The organism is uncultured Lentibacter sp. (assembly GCF_937123735.1).
GTDB lineage: Bacteria > Pseudomonadota > Alphaproteobacteria > Rhodobacterales > Rhodobacteraceae > Lentibacter.
The window spans coordinates 15,049-30,286 of sequence record NZ_CAKZKL010000004.1; the positions used below are offsets into that span (position 1 = coordinate 15,049).

The following is a 15,238-nucleotide window of genomic DNA, read 5'->3' on the forward strand; positions in this document are numbered from 1 at the left end:
TTTGCATGAACCTTGGTTATGCAGGGAGTAGACATGTTTACCCGCACACTCACCGAAGTTGAGAAAACAGATCGTTTTGTAAACTGGGGCAACGGCACAAGCCACCGCCTTCTCACCGAGCAAGATATGATGGGTTTCACCATCTGTCATACGGTCGTCCATGCCGGGACTGAATCACGGCTGCAATATCGCAACCATCTGGAAGCCTGCTATTGTGTGTCCGGAACGGGATCAGTGCGCACCTTGGATGGCAAGGTCCACAGCATCTCACCGGGAACAGTATATGTGCTCGATCAGCATGACGACCATTATCTCTCTGCCGATCCGCAGCAGAACATGGTTCTGATCAGCGTCTTCAATCCGCCCCTGAAAGGCACAGAGCGCCACAGCTTGGCTGCAAACGCAGCCTCGGCCTATTAAGACGTCCAGTCCGCTCAATCAAAAACGGCTCTGCGCGCGCCGTATCGCCCCCTTCGCTAAACATTGCTGAAATTACCCCTTCAAATAGGCCGGATAAGAGCCTATCTTGTCATTGTCTCTCTGAGACTATGGACATAAACGCGCTCGTAATAAGCGGATCGGACCCGGGGGCGGTACCCGGCGTCTCCACCAAACATCCTTCATTTGGGGATCATGGGGACGAAATAGGATCGACGAACGTCTAAAGGGGTTAGCTTTGTTTCGGCTGTCTGCCACCGTTATCGGCGAAACTTGTACAATTGCAAATGACAATCGTGCTCCAATGGCGATGGCCGCGTAAGCGACCGGAACTGTTGAAATCTAAGTCCTTACGTTTAGCGACCTAAGGCGGGGTTCGCAGGCACCTGGCAACAGAAGCCTGCACTTTTCCCCTTATCGCGCCGCCCATACACGACCAACACGCAAGTCTGATTAAAGGTGGCAAGCGGCCTCCGAGCTTTTGCACCGGCCACATGGCAGCTAAGATGCCCGAACACAGGCTAGCCAAAGGCGATTGAATGCACGACCAGACCAGACGGCACTTTTATCAAACCTTTGCCAAAATCGGCCTGCTCTCCTTTGGTGGACCCGCCGCACAGATTGCGCTCATGCACCGGGTTCTGGTGGCTGAACAGGCTTGGCTCAAAGAGCGTGAGTTCTCAACAGCGCTGAGCTTTTGTATGCTTCTGCCCGGTCCTGAAGCCATGCAACTGGCAACCTACGCCGGATGGAAGCTGCGCGGCATCGCTGGCGGGCTCGCCGCTGGTCTGCTTTTCATCTTGCCCGGAGCCTGTCTCATTTGGGCACTGGCCTTTGGCTATATAAAATACGGTGCCACCCCTTGGGTTGAAGACGCCTTTCTTGGAATCAAAGCCTCTGTGATAACAATTGTGGCCTTGGCTTTGATCAGGCTCGCACAACGCACGCTCTTATCGGCTCCCAGCCGGCTGATTGCGCTTTGCGCCTTTCTGGGTCTGTTTGTGCTGGCCCTGCCCTACCCGCTTGTCTTGATAATGGCTGCTATCGGCGGGCTTGCCTTGCTTTCCAATTCCAAGCGCGCGGTGTCTTTGCAGCCGGTTGGCAAGAAGCAGCCCCTGCGTGTGTTGGCTGTTGGCCTGCCTCTCTGGCTTGCGCCACTTGTCTTCTTGCACACCCTTGGCTTTAGCTTCCTCACCGAGCTGTCTCTTTATTTTGCAAAACTGGCCGTCCTAAGCTTTGGCGGGGCCTATGCTTTGCTTGGCTGGATGGTGCAGACTGTGGTGCAAGATCATGGCTGGGTCACAGCCACCCAGATGATGGACGCGCTCGGATTGGCCGAAACCACACCCGGCCCCCTGATCCTTGTGACCCAATTTGTTGGCCACCTGGCCGGCTATGGGCAAGGCGGCATCGGCTTGGCAGCTCTTGCCGGCGTGCTCACGCTGTGGACGGTATTTTTGCCCTGCTTTATCTTCATTTTCGTCGGCGCCCCCTACATCGAGCAGATCCTTGCACAGCCTAGGCTTCAGGCCGCGCTCGACGGTATCACCGCCGGTGTGAATGGGGTGATTGCAAGCCTCTCGCTCTGGTTTGCCGTTTCCGTGCTCTGGCCCGGACAGCGCCTTGAAACCCTGAGCAGCCCGGATTGGGCCGCAGCCCTGCTTATCGTGACAGGAGCCACGCTGGCTTGGCGCAGCCGCGCAAATCTTTTTGTGGTCATATTGGGAAATGCCGTTCTGAGCGTGCTGTTTCACCAAATATTGTTCACCTAAACACCCGTTTTGCCCACCGCAAACTGGCGTGTCCCACAGAAGTGCAGGTGTTTTTTAGCCGTCATAGCTTTATGCGGAATCAGCCTTTTGTTTTCTGTCAAATCCCGTATTATTTTGGAAAAAAGAGGGCAAGCGCATGTCAGACACGATTGACTATGGCACATTGATGCACAACGCCATGCGCAGCCTGATCAGGCGCGTTCTTTCAGATGTATCTGATGGCGGTCTGCCAGGAATGCATCATTTCTTCATCACCTTTGACACGCGCCATCCTGAGGCAAAGCTCGCAGATTGGCTCAAAGAGCGCTACCCGAGTGAAATGACAATCGTCATCCAGCATTGGTTTGAGGATCTGCAAGTCAATGACGACGGTTTTTGTGTGACCCTCAATTTCGGTGATGCGCCTGAAAAACTCTGTGTTCCCTACGACTCGATCAAAACATTCGTCGATCCTTCCGTTGAGTTTGGATTGCGCTTTGAAACGAGCGAAGACGATGACGACTTTGAGGATGACGACACGCAAGAGCCAGAAGAGCTGCCCTCAGAGAGCCGTGAGCCAACCTCCCAAAAGCACGAAGCTGATGTTGTCAGCCTAGATCAGTTCCGCAAATAGGCTTCTCACACTTCTTGTTGCACCAGCTCTGCTGAGATCGCCTCGGCCAAAACTTAGCTTGGCGCGTTAGGGCTATCAGCCATTGCCCCAAACGGTCTGGGGCGTTAGACCCGTCGCGACAGTTTTTTTGAAGGAGCCACACACATGGCCGACACCCGCACCGAAACCGACAGCTTTGGCCCCCTCGAAGTTCCGAATGACAAATATTGGGGCGCGCAAACGCAACGCTCCATTATGAATTTCCCGATCGGATGGGAAAAACAGCCCGTTGCCATCGTGCGCGCTTTGGGTGTGATCAAGAAGGCCTGTGCCATGGCCAACCGCGACAGCGGTGCGCTTGATCCCAAACTGGCCGAAGCCATCATCCAGGCCGCCGGCGAGGTGATCGACGGCAAGTTTGATGACAACTTCCCGCTGGTTGTCTGGCAAACCGGCTCGGGCACACAATCCAACATGAACTCAAACGAGGTTATCGCAAACCGCGCTATAGAAATCCTCGGTGGCGTGATCGGCTCCAAAGACCCGGTCCACCCCAATGATCATTGCAACATGGGCCAGTCGTCCAACGACACGTTTCCAACAGCCATGCACATCGCCACAGCCATGTCCGTGCGTGATGTGCTGCTGCCCGGTCTCGAAAAGCTCGCCAGCGGCCTTGAAGCCAAGGCTGAGGCCTTCAAAGACATCATCAAGATCGGCCGCACACACACCCAAGACGCCACGCCGCTCACCCTTGGGCAAGAGTTTTCAGGCTACGCGCACCAAATCCGCATGGGAATACAGCGTGTAAAGGCCGCCCTTCCCGCAATCTACGAGCTGGCCCAGGGCGGCACCGCCGTTGGCACCGGACTCAACACCCAGCATGGCTGGGGCGAGACTGTCGCCGCACATATGGCCGACATCACCGGCCTGCCTTTCGTAACAGCGCCCAACAAGTTTGAAGCCCTGGCCGCCCATGACGCCATGGTCTTTATGTCTGGTGCCCTGGCAACAATCGCCGGCTCCGCCTATAAGATTGCGAACGATATTCGCTTCCTCGGCTCAGGCCCCCGCTCGGGCCTCGGCGAGCTGATCCTGCCTGAAAACGAGCCCGGCAGCTCGATCATGCCCGGCAAAGTCAACCCGACGCAGGCCGAAGCGCTCACACAGGTCGCCGCCCATGTCATGGGCAATGATGCGGCCATCAAATTTGCCGGCTCCCAAGGACATTTTGAGCTCAACGTCTATAACCCGATGATGAGCTACAATCTTCTGCAAAGCATCCAGCTGCTTGGCGATGCCACCGACAGCTTCACAGAGCGGATGCTCATGGGCATCGAGGCCAACGAACCGCGCATTGACAAGCTGATGAAAGAAAGCCTGATGCTCGTCACGGCCCTTGCTCCAACCATCGGCTATGATAACGCCACCAAAGTTGCCAAAACAGCCCATAAAAACGGCACAACCCTCAAGGAAGAAGCCATAGCGCTCGGCTTTGTTGATGAGGAGACTTTCGAGCGCGTTGTGCGCCCCGAAGATATGATCGGTCCGAAGTGATGACAGAGCCGGTTAATCTCAACCGGTTCAGAAAAGCGGCAGCGCGGGCCAAACACAAAGCCCGCGCTGCTGAAAACGTGGTCAAACACGGGCGCACAAAGGCTCAAAAAGAGCTTGAGAAAGCCCGCGCTGCCAAGACCGCCCATGAGTTGTCCGGCAAAGAGCGCGAGAGATGAGCCGCCCTGTTAAACGCTCCCTCACCCTGCGTGGACATCGCACCAGCGTCTCTCTGGAAGATGAATTCTGGCGCGCATTCCGCATGATTGCGGCCCGAAAGAACAAACCCATCAACGAGCTGGCCGCCGAAATAGACGACGCGCGCGGGGTAAAAAGCGGCCTCGCTTCGGCCATTCGGCTTTATGTGTTGGCAGACCTGCAACGTTAAATGTGCGTTAACCACGCTGTGGCTAAATTGGGCCATGTCTCTCTTCGCGCACCTCTCCCCCGATCTCTGGATCGAACAGATTTTCAGTTCACGCGCCGCCGCGAAGGGCGGTGTCGTGCGTCGCAAACGGCGCGACGTTGAGCGCTTGGTAGGCATGAGCCGCTTCAAACAAGAGCTGAAGCGGCGCGGCTATACCGCGCTCACCAATGCCGGCGATATTATCATCTTTTGCAACCAAGACCCAATCGAACCGCTCTAACCCACAGCCGAAGTGACGCGCCTATCAAATTTCTTCACAGAAATTTGCCCAGAAAATTCAAATTTTCTGGGTCGGCCTAGCGCTTGCTCACCTTTAGCCAGATCCCGTCTTTTGCACGCACCGTCAGATGTGCAACCGGCTGTGGACTACGGCCCTCTACCAGATCAAAGCGAAACCGTTTCAAGAGCATTGACAAAATAAGCGGCCCCTCAACCATCGCAAATCCCGCCCCGGTGCAGACCCGTGGTCCCACGCTGAACGGCATATAAGCGTTGCGCGCGCAGCTGCGCCCCTCCTCGGTCTGCCAGCGCTCCGGCTCAAACGCATCCGGCCGCGACCAAAGCCGCTCATGACGGTGCAAATGCCAGGGGCTCAGCACAATCTGGCTGCCCACAGCAACTTTGCGCCCGCGGAAAACTTCCTCACAGGAAGCCTCGCGCACCATCATTGGAACAGGTGGATAGAGCCGCAGCGCCTCTCGGAAGACATCACGGCTCAACTTCAACTGTGACGTAACCGCAAAATCACAGCTTTCAAGCACCGCGGCTTCCTGTGCCAGCTTTTCTTGCCACTCTGGATAGAGCGCCAGCAGATACAGTGACCAAGCCAACGCCGAAGCGCTGGTTTCATGGCCGGCGAGAAAGAAGATCGCAACTTGATCTACCATTTCCTCTGAACTGAATGTGTCTCCCGTTTCAGGGTCAACGGTCGTCATGATTTTGGTTGCAAGATCATCCGGTGCCGCACCGGCGTCAATTTCAGCGGCCCGGGCCTTGGTGAGCTGCGCAATCAAACTGCGAATGCTGCGCGCTGTTTCCCGTGTTTGACGTCTAAAAAATCGTGGCATCCAGCGTGGCAAAGGCAGAAAAGCAGCAATATTCACAATCGGCTGGCTGCGTTGATAGTCGCGAAACTCCGAGAAGACTTTTGCCGCAATCTCGTTTTCAATCGGGATCGAAAACAACGTGCGAAAAATCACATCCGCCGCCGCATGGCTCGTCACCTCCTCAATCTCGATAGTCCCCGTCTCAAGCCGGGCCACGCAGGCCTGCGACGCGGCCCACATCGCCGGAAAAGTATCGCGCAGCCGCCCGCCTTCAAAGGCCGGATCAATGATCCGGCGTTGCCGCCGCCATGTTTCACCATTGGTCAAGAATACGCTTTGCCCCAGCAACGGCCGCAACCCTTCGCTGACCCGCGCGGACTTTGGAAAATCCTCCGGACGCTGCTTCAAGACCAGATCAAGCAAGCGCACATCATTCACCATAAACGAGCGAAAGAACGGCGTGCGGAACTCCGCCATCCAGGCCCGATAGAGCTTTGCAGGTTGGGCTGATAGAATATCCCGGCGAAACAGCTTTATATAGCGCCACAAAGACACCTTCTCAGGCCGGGCGACGGGTTTGGGCGGCAGCGTCATGGCACCACACTTCTAAATTTGTTAACTGGGCTGACAATACGGCTCTGCGATGGACCACGGTGTGAAAACCGCGCCGCCAGGCTGAGCGGGCCAGCGGTTATCTTGAAGTAGTCATAGTCCTTGGGGCGGTCAAACGCGCACAAATACTGAAAGTGAAGCCTGAAAAAGCGCCACCTGAGCGCCTTCCAACGCTCAGCGCTCAAAGTCTGAGTGAACGCCGCAGACACCACCAAAGGCCAGCGCTGCGCGCTTGGGGCAACCCCAGACACCGCAACAGGGTCGCAAAGCGCAAAGGCACAGCCATCTCCGGGGGCTGTCACATCCAGCCAGAAAACCGCCTCTTGTGTGCTCATATAGGCCAGATCGGCCCGCAAGCGCCACGCCTCGGGCAAGAAGGAGACCATGGGCACCACCTGCCCCAATGTCAGAAACGCCAGAGCAGGCCCCCCATCGGGTTTCTCACCGGCGCGCAAAAGGTCAGCAATAATGGAAACCCCCAGATGTGCACCCGAGGAATGCCCCACAACCAGCACCTCGTCATAGTCCTGTTGCAATGCATCGCGAATTGCCGCGCCAAACTGCGCCAAGCGTGTTTCAAGCTCGGGTGGGTTTGCCCCACGGTGGCGCGCTGAATAGGCGTAATCATGCATGAGATAATAGACAAAGAACTTCCCATCCAGCCTCTTGAACCATGCCAAGAGCCCCCAAGCGGCTCCCAATCCAAACGCCAGGCCCGCCGCAGCGCCCAGCCAATCAGGACAGCCAAATTGGGCCAATAGCCCGGCCGTGGCCCAGGCGAGAGCGCCCCCCAAAACCAGCGCCAGCACGCCTTGCAAGATCAACATCAAAACAGGATAGAGCGCCGCAATCACGGGCCCTTTTCTGAGGCGCATCAACCGCCAAAGAGCTCCCGTCCCGATATAGACCCAAGCCGTGCGCAGCATTTCGCCATAAGTCGCCGCAATCGTATGGCGCATCGAGTCTTGCACGATATCAGACCACAGCAACACATCCATGTCGGTCTGAACCTGTTGCCCGTCAATGCGGGTGTCGATGTGCCACCCATAGGTGCCAGTGCTGGCCTTGGGCGACAAGCCCAGCTCATATCCCGAAATAGCGGCCTGCGCCCTGCCCTCTTTGCGATACAGCTCACGATAGCGACGCGGCGGGATCGGATCATAGCCGGGGATATAAAACACCCGTCGTCGGGTCACATTTGTTCGCACCTGCTCGGACATGTTCACTCATCACTGCAATCTTTGCACATGTCTAGCGCAGCTTTTCGTCAAGAGTAAGGCTTAACCGAGCCGCGCAAGCGCAGGAAAGGTTTCAAGAAGCCAAAAAGAAAAGTCAGAAAACCCACCTGTCAACATCAAGAGACCCACAGTCCAGAGCAACAGCCCCATAACCCGCTCGATCTGCGCCATGTGAGCCTTCATCCAGCCCATGAGCCCGCCCAAACTTGGCAGATAGAGCGCCACCATGATGAACGGAATTCCAAGGCCGATGGCATAGGTGCCCAATAACACAAGGCCCTTGGCAATGCTTGCTTCAGAGGCGGCCAGAGACAAGATGGCCCCCAGCTGTGGCCCGATACAGGGCGTCCAGCCAAAGGCAAAGGCCAGCCCGAGCACATAAGCGCCCATCGCGCTGCCACCTTGGTCACCCACTTCCAGCCGCGCTTCACGGTCCAGAAAAGCAATTCGGTATACGCCGACAAAATGCGCCCCAAAAACCATAACCACCAGCCCCGCAACCGTTGAGAAAAGGTCGCTGTAGCTCAACAACACCTTTCCCAGAGCCGAGGCCGCAAACCCAAGCAGCAGGAAAACCGTCGACAGACCCATCACAAAAAAGATCGCCGGAACAAGGGCGCTTCGAGGGCCTTCCGCCCTGTTGAGATCAGAGACAGACACCCCGGACATATAGGCCAGATAAGGCGGCACAATAGGCAGCACACACGGGCTCAGGAACGAGACAACCCCCGCCACCAACGCCACCACCATCGCAGGGAGCATCCCCGCATCTATAATCTCGATTCCAAACATACGAGATCCTTAGCGCATCTTGCACAGCCCGTCATTGACACTTTCTGTCACAAGCCTGTGGACAGCCTGAAACATTCGCCATACATCCTCATTATGAGCGAATTGGTCGATGCCCGAGGGCTGCTGTGCCCCCTGCCTGTGCTGCGTCTGCGCAAGCGGATGAGCTTGTTGAAATCAGGCGAAGAGATCACCCTTCTTGCCGATGATCCCGCCGCTGTGATCGACGTGCCCCATTTCTGTTCAGAAGCCGGTCACAACCTATTGCACAGCAGCGAGGAAGATGGCGCACAGCGCTATGTGCTGCGCAAAGCCTAGCTCGGGTCTCTAAAAACGCAAAACCGCGCCCGAAGGCGCGGCTTTTCTTCACAATTGGGCGCAAGCTTTCCTAGCCACCAAGCGACCACCAGCCCCGTTTCTTGGGCTTGGGGGGGGTCTCTTCTTTGGCTTTCGTGGCTTCAGGCTCCGGTTGCGTCTTAACCGCAGCAGGCTCAGTAGGAACTTCTACTGGGGCTTCCACAGGGTCTGTCACTGGGTCTTTCTCAGCAGCCTTTTGCGGGGCCTCAACCTGAGCTTCGCTGGGAGTTTGCGTGACAGCCTTGGCTGCATCTGCCTCAACAGGTTTTTTGCGCGCTCGTGAACGCTTTGGCTTTTCGGGTGCTGGCGTTTCAGTGTCACCCTCCGTGGCCAGAGCTTCTGCTGAGGACTCCTCAACTTTGGGCTTCCTCGCACGCGTTGCGGGCTTGCGCTTGGCCTTTGGCTTGGCCTCCTCAGGCGCTGTTTCTGTCACAGCCGCCTCTTGGCTTTCACTGGCCTCCACAGCCACTGGCGCTTCTGTTTTCTTGCGCCGCGAACGAGTCACCGTTTTCTTTTTGGGTGCCTCAGGCGCTTGCTCGGTGGAGTCTTCGTCAGCTTTATCAGGTGCCGGAGCCGTTTGAGGGTCCTGCGACGCATCAGCAGCGACCGTCTCACCGCTCGCCTCAGGCGCGGCCTCACCGGCCACTGTGCCCTCGCTGCTACCTTCAGCAGCGTTCTCACCGCCCGAGCCCTTTCCACGACGACGACGGCGGCGACGGCGCTTCTTGGGTTTATCCTCGCCAGAGCCTTCAGGCGTCTCTAAAGGATCCGTCTGATCCGCATCCACAACGGCTTCATCTTCCCCGTCGATGTCTTCCATCAAGGCCGCTGTTGCCGAAATCACGGGTGCCGCAACCTCTTTCACCGCGCGTGTGGCGGTTTTGAGCTTCTCAAGCGTAAAGTCCGGGCTGATCAAAGCCGGATCGCCTTCGATCCGCACCGACATGCCATAGCGTGCTTCGATATGCGCCACATGCTCTCGCTTTTGGTTCATCAAGAAATTGGCGATCCCGACAGGGCATGTCACCAACACCTCACGGGTGCGGCGGCGCGTGCCCTCTTCCTCAATCTGGCGCAAGACACTGAGCGCAAGGTTGTCATCCGAGCGGATCAACCCTGTGCCGTGGCAGCTTGGGCAAGGTTGGGTCGTGGCTTCCAACATACCCGGACGCAATCTCTGGCGCGACATTTCCATCAACCCGAAACCAGAAATCCGGCCCACCTGTATGCGTGCGCGATCTGACTTGAGCTTATCTTTCATGCGCTTTTCAACGGCGGCGTTGTTGCGGCGTTCATCCATATCGATGAAATCGATCACAATCAGGCCCGCCAAGTCACGCAACCTCAACTGGCGCGCCACTTCTTCCGCTGCCTCGAGGTTTGTCTTGAGCGCAGTTTCCTCAATGCTGTTTTCTTTTGTCGCGCGGCCAGAGTTTACATCAACCGCAACCAAGGCTTCCGTAACCCCGAAAACAATGTAACCCCCCGACTTGAGCTGCACAGTGGGGTTGAACATGCCCGACAAATAGCTCTCGACCTGATAGCGCGCAAACAAGGGCAACGTATCTTCATAGCGTTGCACATTCTTGGAGTGCGACGGCATGATCATCTTCATGAAGTCCTTGGCGATGCGGTATCCGCGCTCGCCTTCCACCAACACTTCATCAATCTCGCGGCTATAAAGATCACGGATCGAGCGTTTGATCAGATCGCCCTCTTCATAGATCTTGGCAGGAGCCGTTGACTTCAGGGTCAGCTCGCGGATTTGTTCCCAAAGGCGTTGCAGATACTCATAGTCGCGCTTGATCTCGGTCTTGGTGCGCTTTGCACCCGCCGTGCGCACAATGAGGCCCGCGCCCTTGGGCACTTCAATCTCGTTGGCAATTTCCTTGAGCTTCTTGCGGTCAGCAGGATTGGTAATCTTGCGTGAAATCCCACCGCCTCGCGCGGTGTTTGGCATCAAAACGCAGTAACGTCCGGCCAGGCTCAAATAAGTGGTCAGCGCCGCACCCTTGTTGCCACGCTCCTCTTTCACCACCTGCACCAGCAAGATCTGGCGCACCTTGATCACTTCCTGAATCTTATACCGGCGTGGACGGGGCTTGCGAGGGGGCCGGATATCTTCTTCCTCGTCCTCGTCTGCAACGCTTTCGATGCTCTCATCCTTGGCGCTTGCATCTTTCTTGCGCCCTCTGGCACGCCCTTTTGCAGGCTCGCCATCTTCGTCAGCGGCTTGCGCATCCTCTTGCGTGTCGTCTTCGGTGGCCTCGGCATCTTCTGCCGGCAAGGCGTCCTCGGACCTCTCTTCAGAAGCTTCCCCCGCAGGCGTGTCATCGGGTTCTTCTACCGGCGTGTCGCCAACAAGCTCCATAGGAGACAGCCCCTCGGCCGTGTCCTCACCCTCGGTGAGGTCAATCGTCTCCATTCCCTCCGCCTCGCGCGCAACGTCGCGGGTTTCAACCGCATCCGCTGTGTCGGTCTTGGCAGCCTTTGAACGCGAAGACCGACGGCGCTTGGGCTTGTCTTCCTCGTCCTCGTCGCGCGCGCGCTGTGCTTCCACATAGGCACGCTCTTCTTCCATGAGCGCTTCACGGTCAGCCACCGGAATTTGGTAATAGTCCGGGTGAATCTCGTTGAACGCCAGGAAGCCGTGGCGGTTGCCGCCATAATCGACAAACGCCGCCTGAAGCGACGGCTCGACCCGTGTTACCTTTGCAAGATAGATATTGCCGGCAAGCTGCCGGCGGTTCTCGGTTTCAAAGTCAAATTCCTCAACTTTGTTTCCATCAACCACAACAACGCGAGTTTCCTCTGCGTGGGTGGCGTCGATAAGCATTTTCTTAGCCATGAAGTCCATTTGCACGCAAAATCCCTGCAAACGCCCAAAGGGGTCGCAGGGCTCAAAACGTGTCTATTTCGGGCAATGTCAGGCGCGTGTTCAAGAGGGGCGCTTGCGCCCTCTGCTCTCAAACTCAATTGTGTCGCGCGCTTCATCGCGTTTCTTCTCCGACACTTTGCTGCAAAATCTGCAAAAAGTGCCCATTTATTGGCAAGCTCAAGGCTTTGCCGGTCCGTTTGGCCACATCTCTGGGCCAATTCATCCTGCTGGGGATCGCGTCATGCGCTACATCCGAAGCAGATAAACTCCGCAAAGGGCGAGTGTCGCGCCTCTGTCCTCCTACATAAGAGCACTCAGCAGCCAAATACAATGGCTAATCGCCTTTGGCCCCAAGGAAACAACATTTCAACGGACCCCAAGTTCACACCGCTCCCGCCCCGCTCAGCTTAGGTATTCAGACCGTTGCAACCCATATTTGGCCATCTTTTCGTTCAACGTGCGGCGCGGCAAGCACAGCTCGTCCATCACCGCCGCAATCGAGCCTTTATGGCGGCGCATGGTGTTGTCAATCAACATCCGTTCAAAGGCCTCCACATATTCTTTCAAAGGCTTGCCCTCTGTCGTCATCACGGCCTGCATGTCGTCGTGATCGCTCATCATGAGAGAGGTGATAGACCCCGCCCCACGGCGCGCCTGAAGCACAGCCTGCTCGGCTGTGTTGATCAACTGACGCACATTACCCGGCCAGGGTGCTTGCAAAAGCTGCGCCGCCTCCTGGGCGCTGACCTTGGGCGCATCACAGCCGTATTCATCGGCAAACTCGTCTACCAAGCGGGTAAACAACGTCAGAATATCCTCCCCGCGCTGGCGCAGGGGCGGCACCGTCACCCGCAACGCCGCAAGCCTGTAAAAGAGATCAGAGCGCAAAGCATCCTCCACGGTGCGGTCCTGCTCTTGAAGGTTGGAAATCGCGACAATACGGGTTTCCGCCGGCGTGCCTTCGGTGTTGAGGTGGCTTAACAGCTGCGCTTGCACAGCGTCCGGAAGCGTTTCCACATCTTCCAAAACCAATGTGCCACCGCGCGCTTCCTCCAAAGCCGGTAGCTGGCTGTCTTCCGGCATCATCGGTCCAAACAGGCGCTTGGACAGGGCGTTCTCGTCCAAGGCAGAACAGCTCACGAGCACAAATTTCTTGCCCGCCCGCGCGCCAACAGCATGAAGCGCATGGGCCAGCAGAGTCTTTCCTGTGCCGGTTTCCCCGTCAATCAACACATGCCCGTCAGCCTGCCCCAAATCGAGAATATCCTCCCGCAGCCGCTCCATCACCGGGCTTGATCCGATAAATTTCTTCATCAACTGCCCACCATCCGAAAGCTCTCGGCGCAGGGCGCGGTTGTCCAAGGTCAAACGGCGCGCATTGGCTGCCTTCTTGGCCAGTTCGGTCATGCGGTCCGGATTAAAAGGCTTTTCCAGAAAATCATAAGCCCCAACCCGCATTGCCTCGACCGCCATGGGCACATCGCCATGCCCCGTGATCATGATCACAGGCAGGCCACTGTCTGCGCCCATCAGCTTTTTGAGAAATTGCATCCCGTCCATACCCGGCATCTTGATGTCAGATATGACAATACCCGGATACTCCGGACCAAGCTCCTTGAGGGCCTCCTCTGCGCTGGCAAAGCTCTGCGTGTCATATCCGGAAAGCGCAAGCCATTGGCTTATGGATTGGCGCATATCCTGTTCATCATCCACAATCGCAATTTTCATAGCCTTCGCCATTGGTCTGTCTCTCTCAAATTATTCCGCCGCAGCTCTGCTGTCTTCCAAAATAGGAAGCTGCATCTCAAAAACTGCTCCCCCCGAGATGGTATTGCGCGCGGTCAGTCGCCCGCCCAAGTCCGTGACGATCCCCGAAGAAATAGCGAGGCCAAGGCCAACACCGTCTCCGGGCTGTTTTGTGGTGTAAAAGGGCTCAAAAAGAGCATCCAAATTGTCAATGCCCGGGCCGTTGTCGCGCACGGTCAGGATTGCCGTGTCCCCGGCGGCCAACATCAGCTCGATTTCCGGCTCTGCCACCAATTTGGTGGCATCCAGCGCATTTCGGATCAGATTTACCATGACTTGCTCAATGCGCACCCGATCCCCCATCACCATCACGGGCCATTTCGGCAAGACCCGGTCAATCTTGACATGCCGCAGCTTGAGTTGCGGCTCCATCATGGACAGCGCCGAGGTGAGCGCATCGCCCAGATTGATCGGGCTCAACTGGTCTTGGCCTTTGCGCGCATAGCTCTTGAGCTGTTTGGTGATCGCTCCCATCCGTTCAATCAGATCATCAATACGGTGGAAGGAGGACAAGGCCTCTTCAGGGCGGTTGCGCTGCAACAAGAGCCGCGACCCGGCAAGATAGGTTTTCATCGCCGCCAAGGGCTGGTTCAGCTCATGACTGACCGCTGCCGACATCTCTCCAAGAGCGGCAAGCTTGGAGCTTTGGGCAAGGCTTTGCTCGGCCGTCTTGAGCGCGCCTTGCATCTTTTCACGCTCCGCGATCTCGCGTTGCAGCCGCATGTTCAACTGGCGCAACTCAGCAGATTCTCGTTGAAACAAAGCCATCCGCAGCGCCGATTTGCGGCTGAGCACATAAAACACAAGCGACAACAAAACGGCAAATACCATGATCTCAAGAGCCAGAACCCCGTTCACGCGCTCGCGCACGCTCGCATAGGTGGTGAAGGAGGCCATTTTCCAACCCCGAAAAGGCACGCGGGTCTCTTTGCGCATCACCGCCTCGCCCTGCACATAAGCGTCAGGGGGCAAGGAGGTCCAGTTCTGTGTGGCCCGGATCGCACGCTCAATGGCGCTGGTGGCCGGGGCCTGTTGCAACGCAAGATCTTCCTTCAGACCCCGCCAGCGCGGCTCTGTCGCCAAGATAATCGTGCCCTCGCTGTCCGTAACCAACACCGCATCTGAAATGCCCGCCCAGGCGCGCTCAAACTTCGCCAGATCCACCTCAACAAGGATAACCCCAATCGTCTCGCCCTGGCTGGTGATCCGGCGCGAATACAAAAAGCGATAGCCCCCGCTCTCGCGCTCAACCGTGGAAAACAATGTGTTTGGCGCGCGCAAAGTATCAATGAAATACCCCTGCTGGCGGTGCGGCTCTCCCAAACGGGCCCGATCTGTCGCCGCCACTGTGCGTCCGCTGGCATCAAGCAGGATCAGCGAGGCCGCTCCGATCTCCTCAACAAAGGACATAAGCCGTTGCGTGGATTGGCTGAAATCGCCCGAGTTTAACGCGCCGATCAGGGCCGGATCACGACTCAGCAGCTGCGGCACAATCGCGTTGCGCTTGAGCTCCGACATCAGGTTGCCCGAATAGAGCGTCAGGCGCAGCTCGGCCCTGTTGCGCGTGTTCTCGGTAAATCTCTCGGTCAAAAACCGGTTGGTGACCGAAATTGTCACCGCCGCCAACACCACAAGCGCCACAAAAATGGCGCGCATACGCCAACTTGTGGTGCGCGGCTGCGCGCGGGAGACAATGGGTCTGGGTGTGTTCATTGCCCCAATTTACAGG

Annotated in this window: 14 protein-coding genes and 1 other RNA gene; 9 read left to right on the forward strand and 6 right to left on the reverse strand. The window is 57.0% G+C overall.

All coding sequences use genetic code 11. The features are described from left to right. Nucleotides 1–33 precede the first annotated feature (33 nt). The 8 genes from Q0478_RS00175 to Q0478_RS00210 all read left to right on the forward strand — a co-directional run bounded on the left by Q0478_RS00175 (nucleotide 34) and on the right by Q0478_RS00210 (nucleotide 5,003). A complete protein-coding gene (locus Q0478_RS00175) occupies nucleotides 34–420 on the forward strand; it encodes an ectoine synthase (RefSeq protein ID WP_298674748.1) in 387 nt (128 codons plus the stop codon). 75 nt (nucleotides 421–495) lie between these two features. After that, nucleotides 496–845, forward strand: a transfer-messenger RNA (tmRNA) gene (gene ssrA, locus Q0478_RS00180). A gap of 132 nt (nucleotides 846–977) precedes the next feature. Further along, on the forward strand, nucleotides 978–2,210 hold the full coding sequence (gene chrA, locus Q0478_RS00185; RefSeq protein WP_298674751.1) for a chromate efflux transporter: 1,233 nt from the start codon (nucleotides 978–980) through the stop codon (nucleotides 2,208–2,210). Nucleotides 2,211–2,346: 136 nt separating this feature from the next. Continuing rightward, nucleotides 2,347–2,823 (forward strand): SspB family protein, encoded by a 477-nt coding sequence (locus Q0478_RS00190; protein ID WP_298674754.1) that lies wholly within the window; start codon nucleotides 2,347–2,349, stop codon nucleotides 2,821–2,823. 144 nt (nucleotides 2,824–2,967) lie between these two features. Next, nucleotides 2,968–4,359 (forward strand): class II fumarate hydratase, encoded by a 1,392-nt coding sequence (gene fumC, locus Q0478_RS00195; protein WP_298674757.1) that lies wholly within the window; start codon nucleotides 2,968–2,970, stop codon nucleotides 4,357–4,359. Continuing rightward, entirely contained in the window at nucleotides 4,359–4,535 is a 177-nt protein-coding gene (locus Q0478_RS00200; protein WP_298674760.1) for a DUF4169 family protein, read from the forward strand. Before fumC ends, Q0478_RS00200 begins: the two co-directional genes overlap by 1 nt. Further along, on the forward strand, nucleotides 4,532–4,744 hold the full coding sequence (locus tag Q0478_RS00205; protein WP_298674762.1) for a ribbon-helix-helix domain-containing protein: 213 nt from the start codon (nucleotides 4,532–4,534) through the stop codon (nucleotides 4,742–4,744). Before Q0478_RS00200 ends, Q0478_RS00205 begins: the two co-directional genes overlap by 4 nt. Nucleotides 4,745–4,778: 34 nt before the next feature. Next, nucleotides 4,779–5,003, forward strand: a complete 225-nt coding sequence (locus Q0478_RS00210; RefSeq protein WP_298674765.1) for an N-(5'-phosphoribosyl)anthranilate isomerase — start codon at nucleotides 4,779–4,781, stop codon at nucleotides 5,001–5,003. Between the two features lie 76 nt (nucleotides 5,004–5,079). On the opposite strand, the gene Q0478_RS00215 is transcribed toward Q0478_RS00210, so the two are convergent. The 3 genes from Q0478_RS00215 to Q0478_RS00225 are packed head-to-tail and all read right to left on the reverse strand — an operon-like array spanning nucleotide 5,080 to nucleotide 8,471. Further along, nucleotides 5,080–6,423 carry a cytochrome P450 gene (locus tag Q0478_RS00215; protein WP_298674766.1) on the reverse strand — a complete coding sequence of 448 codons (1,344 nt, stop codon included), beginning with the start codon at nucleotides 6,421–6,423 and terminating at the stop codon, nucleotides 5,080–5,082. After that, nucleotides 6,420–7,661 carry a hypothetical protein gene (locus tag Q0478_RS00220; RefSeq protein ID WP_298674769.1) on the reverse strand — a complete coding sequence of 414 codons (1,242 nt, stop codon included), beginning with the start codon at nucleotides 7,659–7,661 and terminating at the stop codon, nucleotides 6,420–6,422. The genes Q0478_RS00215 and Q0478_RS00220 overlap by 4 nt, the downstream gene beginning before the upstream one ends. Before the next feature lie 60 nt (nucleotides 7,662–7,721). Further along, entirely contained in the window at nucleotides 7,722–8,471 is a 750-nt protein-coding gene (locus Q0478_RS00225; RefSeq protein ID WP_298674772.1) for a cytochrome c biogenesis protein CcdA, read from the reverse strand. A gap of 93 nt (nucleotides 8,472–8,564) precedes the next feature. On the opposite strand from Q0478_RS00225, the gene Q0478_RS00230 reads away from it, so the two are divergent. Continuing rightward, nucleotides 8,565–8,786: a sulfurtransferase TusA family protein gene (locus Q0478_RS00230; RefSeq protein WP_298674775.1), complete on the forward strand. Its 222-nt coding sequence runs from the start codon at nucleotides 8,565–8,567 to the stop codon at nucleotides 8,784–8,786. A 70-nt stretch (nucleotides 8,787–8,856) separates the two neighbouring features. On the opposite strand, the gene Q0478_RS00235 is transcribed toward Q0478_RS00230, so the two are convergent. From Q0478_RS00235 to Q0478_RS00245, 3 genes are all read right to left on the reverse strand, one after another. Continuing rightward, nucleotides 8,857–11,673, reverse strand: a complete 2,817-nt coding sequence (locus Q0478_RS00235) for an Rne/Rng family ribonuclease (RefSeq protein ID WP_298674779.1) — start codon at nucleotides 11,671–11,673, stop codon at nucleotides 8,857–8,859. 432 nt (nucleotides 11,674–12,105) lie between these two features. Beyond that, nucleotides 12,106–13,443, reverse strand: coding sequence for a sigma-54 dependent transcriptional regulator (locus Q0478_RS00240; protein ID WP_298674782.1), 1,338 nt, complete (start codon nucleotides 13,441–13,443; stop codon nucleotides 12,106–12,108). Nucleotides 13,444–13,461: 18 nt separating this feature from the next. Continuing rightward, nucleotides 13,462–15,222 carry an ATP-binding protein gene (locus tag Q0478_RS00245; RefSeq protein ID WP_298674785.1) on the reverse strand — a complete coding sequence of 587 codons (1,761 nt, stop codon included), beginning with the start codon at nucleotides 15,220–15,222 and terminating at the stop codon, nucleotides 13,462–13,464. Between the last annotated feature and the right edge of the window lie 16 nt (nucleotides 15,223–15,238).

Coding starts and splice junctions, on each gene's coding strand:
- Q0478_RS00240 (WP_298674782.1), bottom strand. CDS start 13,443: ATGGCGAAGGCTATGAAAATTGCGATTGTGGATGATGAACAGGATATG.
- Q0478_RS00245 (WP_298674785.1), bottom strand. CDS start 15,222: ATGAACACACCCAGACCCATTGTCTCCCGCGCGCAGCCGCGCACCACA.
- fumC (WP_298674757.1), top strand. CDS start 2,968: ATGGCCGACACCCGCACCGAAACCGACAGCTTTGGCCCCCTCGAAGTT.
- Q0478_RS00235 (WP_298674779.1), bottom strand. CDS start 11,673: ATGGCTAAGAAAATGCTTATCGACGCCACCCACGCAGAGGAAACTCGC.
- chrA (WP_298674751.1), top strand. CDS start 978: ATGCACGACCAGACCAGACGGCACTTTTATCAAACCTTTGCCAAAATC.
- Q0478_RS00200 (WP_298674760.1), top strand. CDS start 4,359: ATGACAGAGCCGGTTAATCTCAACCGGTTCAGAAAAGCGGCAGCGCGG.
- Q0478_RS00225 (WP_298674772.1), bottom strand. CDS start 8,471: ATGTTTGGAATCGAGATTATAGATGCGGGGATGCTCCCTGCGATGGTG.
- Q0478_RS00175 (WP_298674748.1), top strand. CDS start 34: ATGTTTACCCGCACACTCACCGAAGTTGAGAAAACAGATCGTTTTGTA.
- Q0478_RS00215 (WP_298674766.1), bottom strand. CDS start 6,423: ATGACGCTGCCGCCCAAACCCGTCGCCCGGCCTGAGAAGGTGTCTTTG.
- Q0478_RS00205 (WP_298674762.1), top strand. CDS start 4,532: ATGAGCCGCCCTGTTAAACGCTCCCTCACCCTGCGTGGACATCGCACC.
- Q0478_RS00230 (WP_298674775.1), top strand. CDS start 8,565: ATGAGCGAATTGGTCGATGCCCGAGGGCTGCTGTGCCCCCTGCCTGTG.
- Q0478_RS00190 (WP_298674754.1), top strand. CDS start 2,347: ATGTCAGACACGATTGACTATGGCACATTGATGCACAACGCCATGCGC.
- Q0478_RS00220 (WP_298674769.1), bottom strand. CDS start 7,661: ATGTCCGAGCAGGTGCGAACAAATGTGACCCGACGACGGGTGTTTTAT.
- Q0478_RS00210 (WP_298674765.1), top strand. CDS start 4,779: ATGTCTCTCTTCGCGCACCTCTCCCCCGATCTCTGGATCGAACAGATT.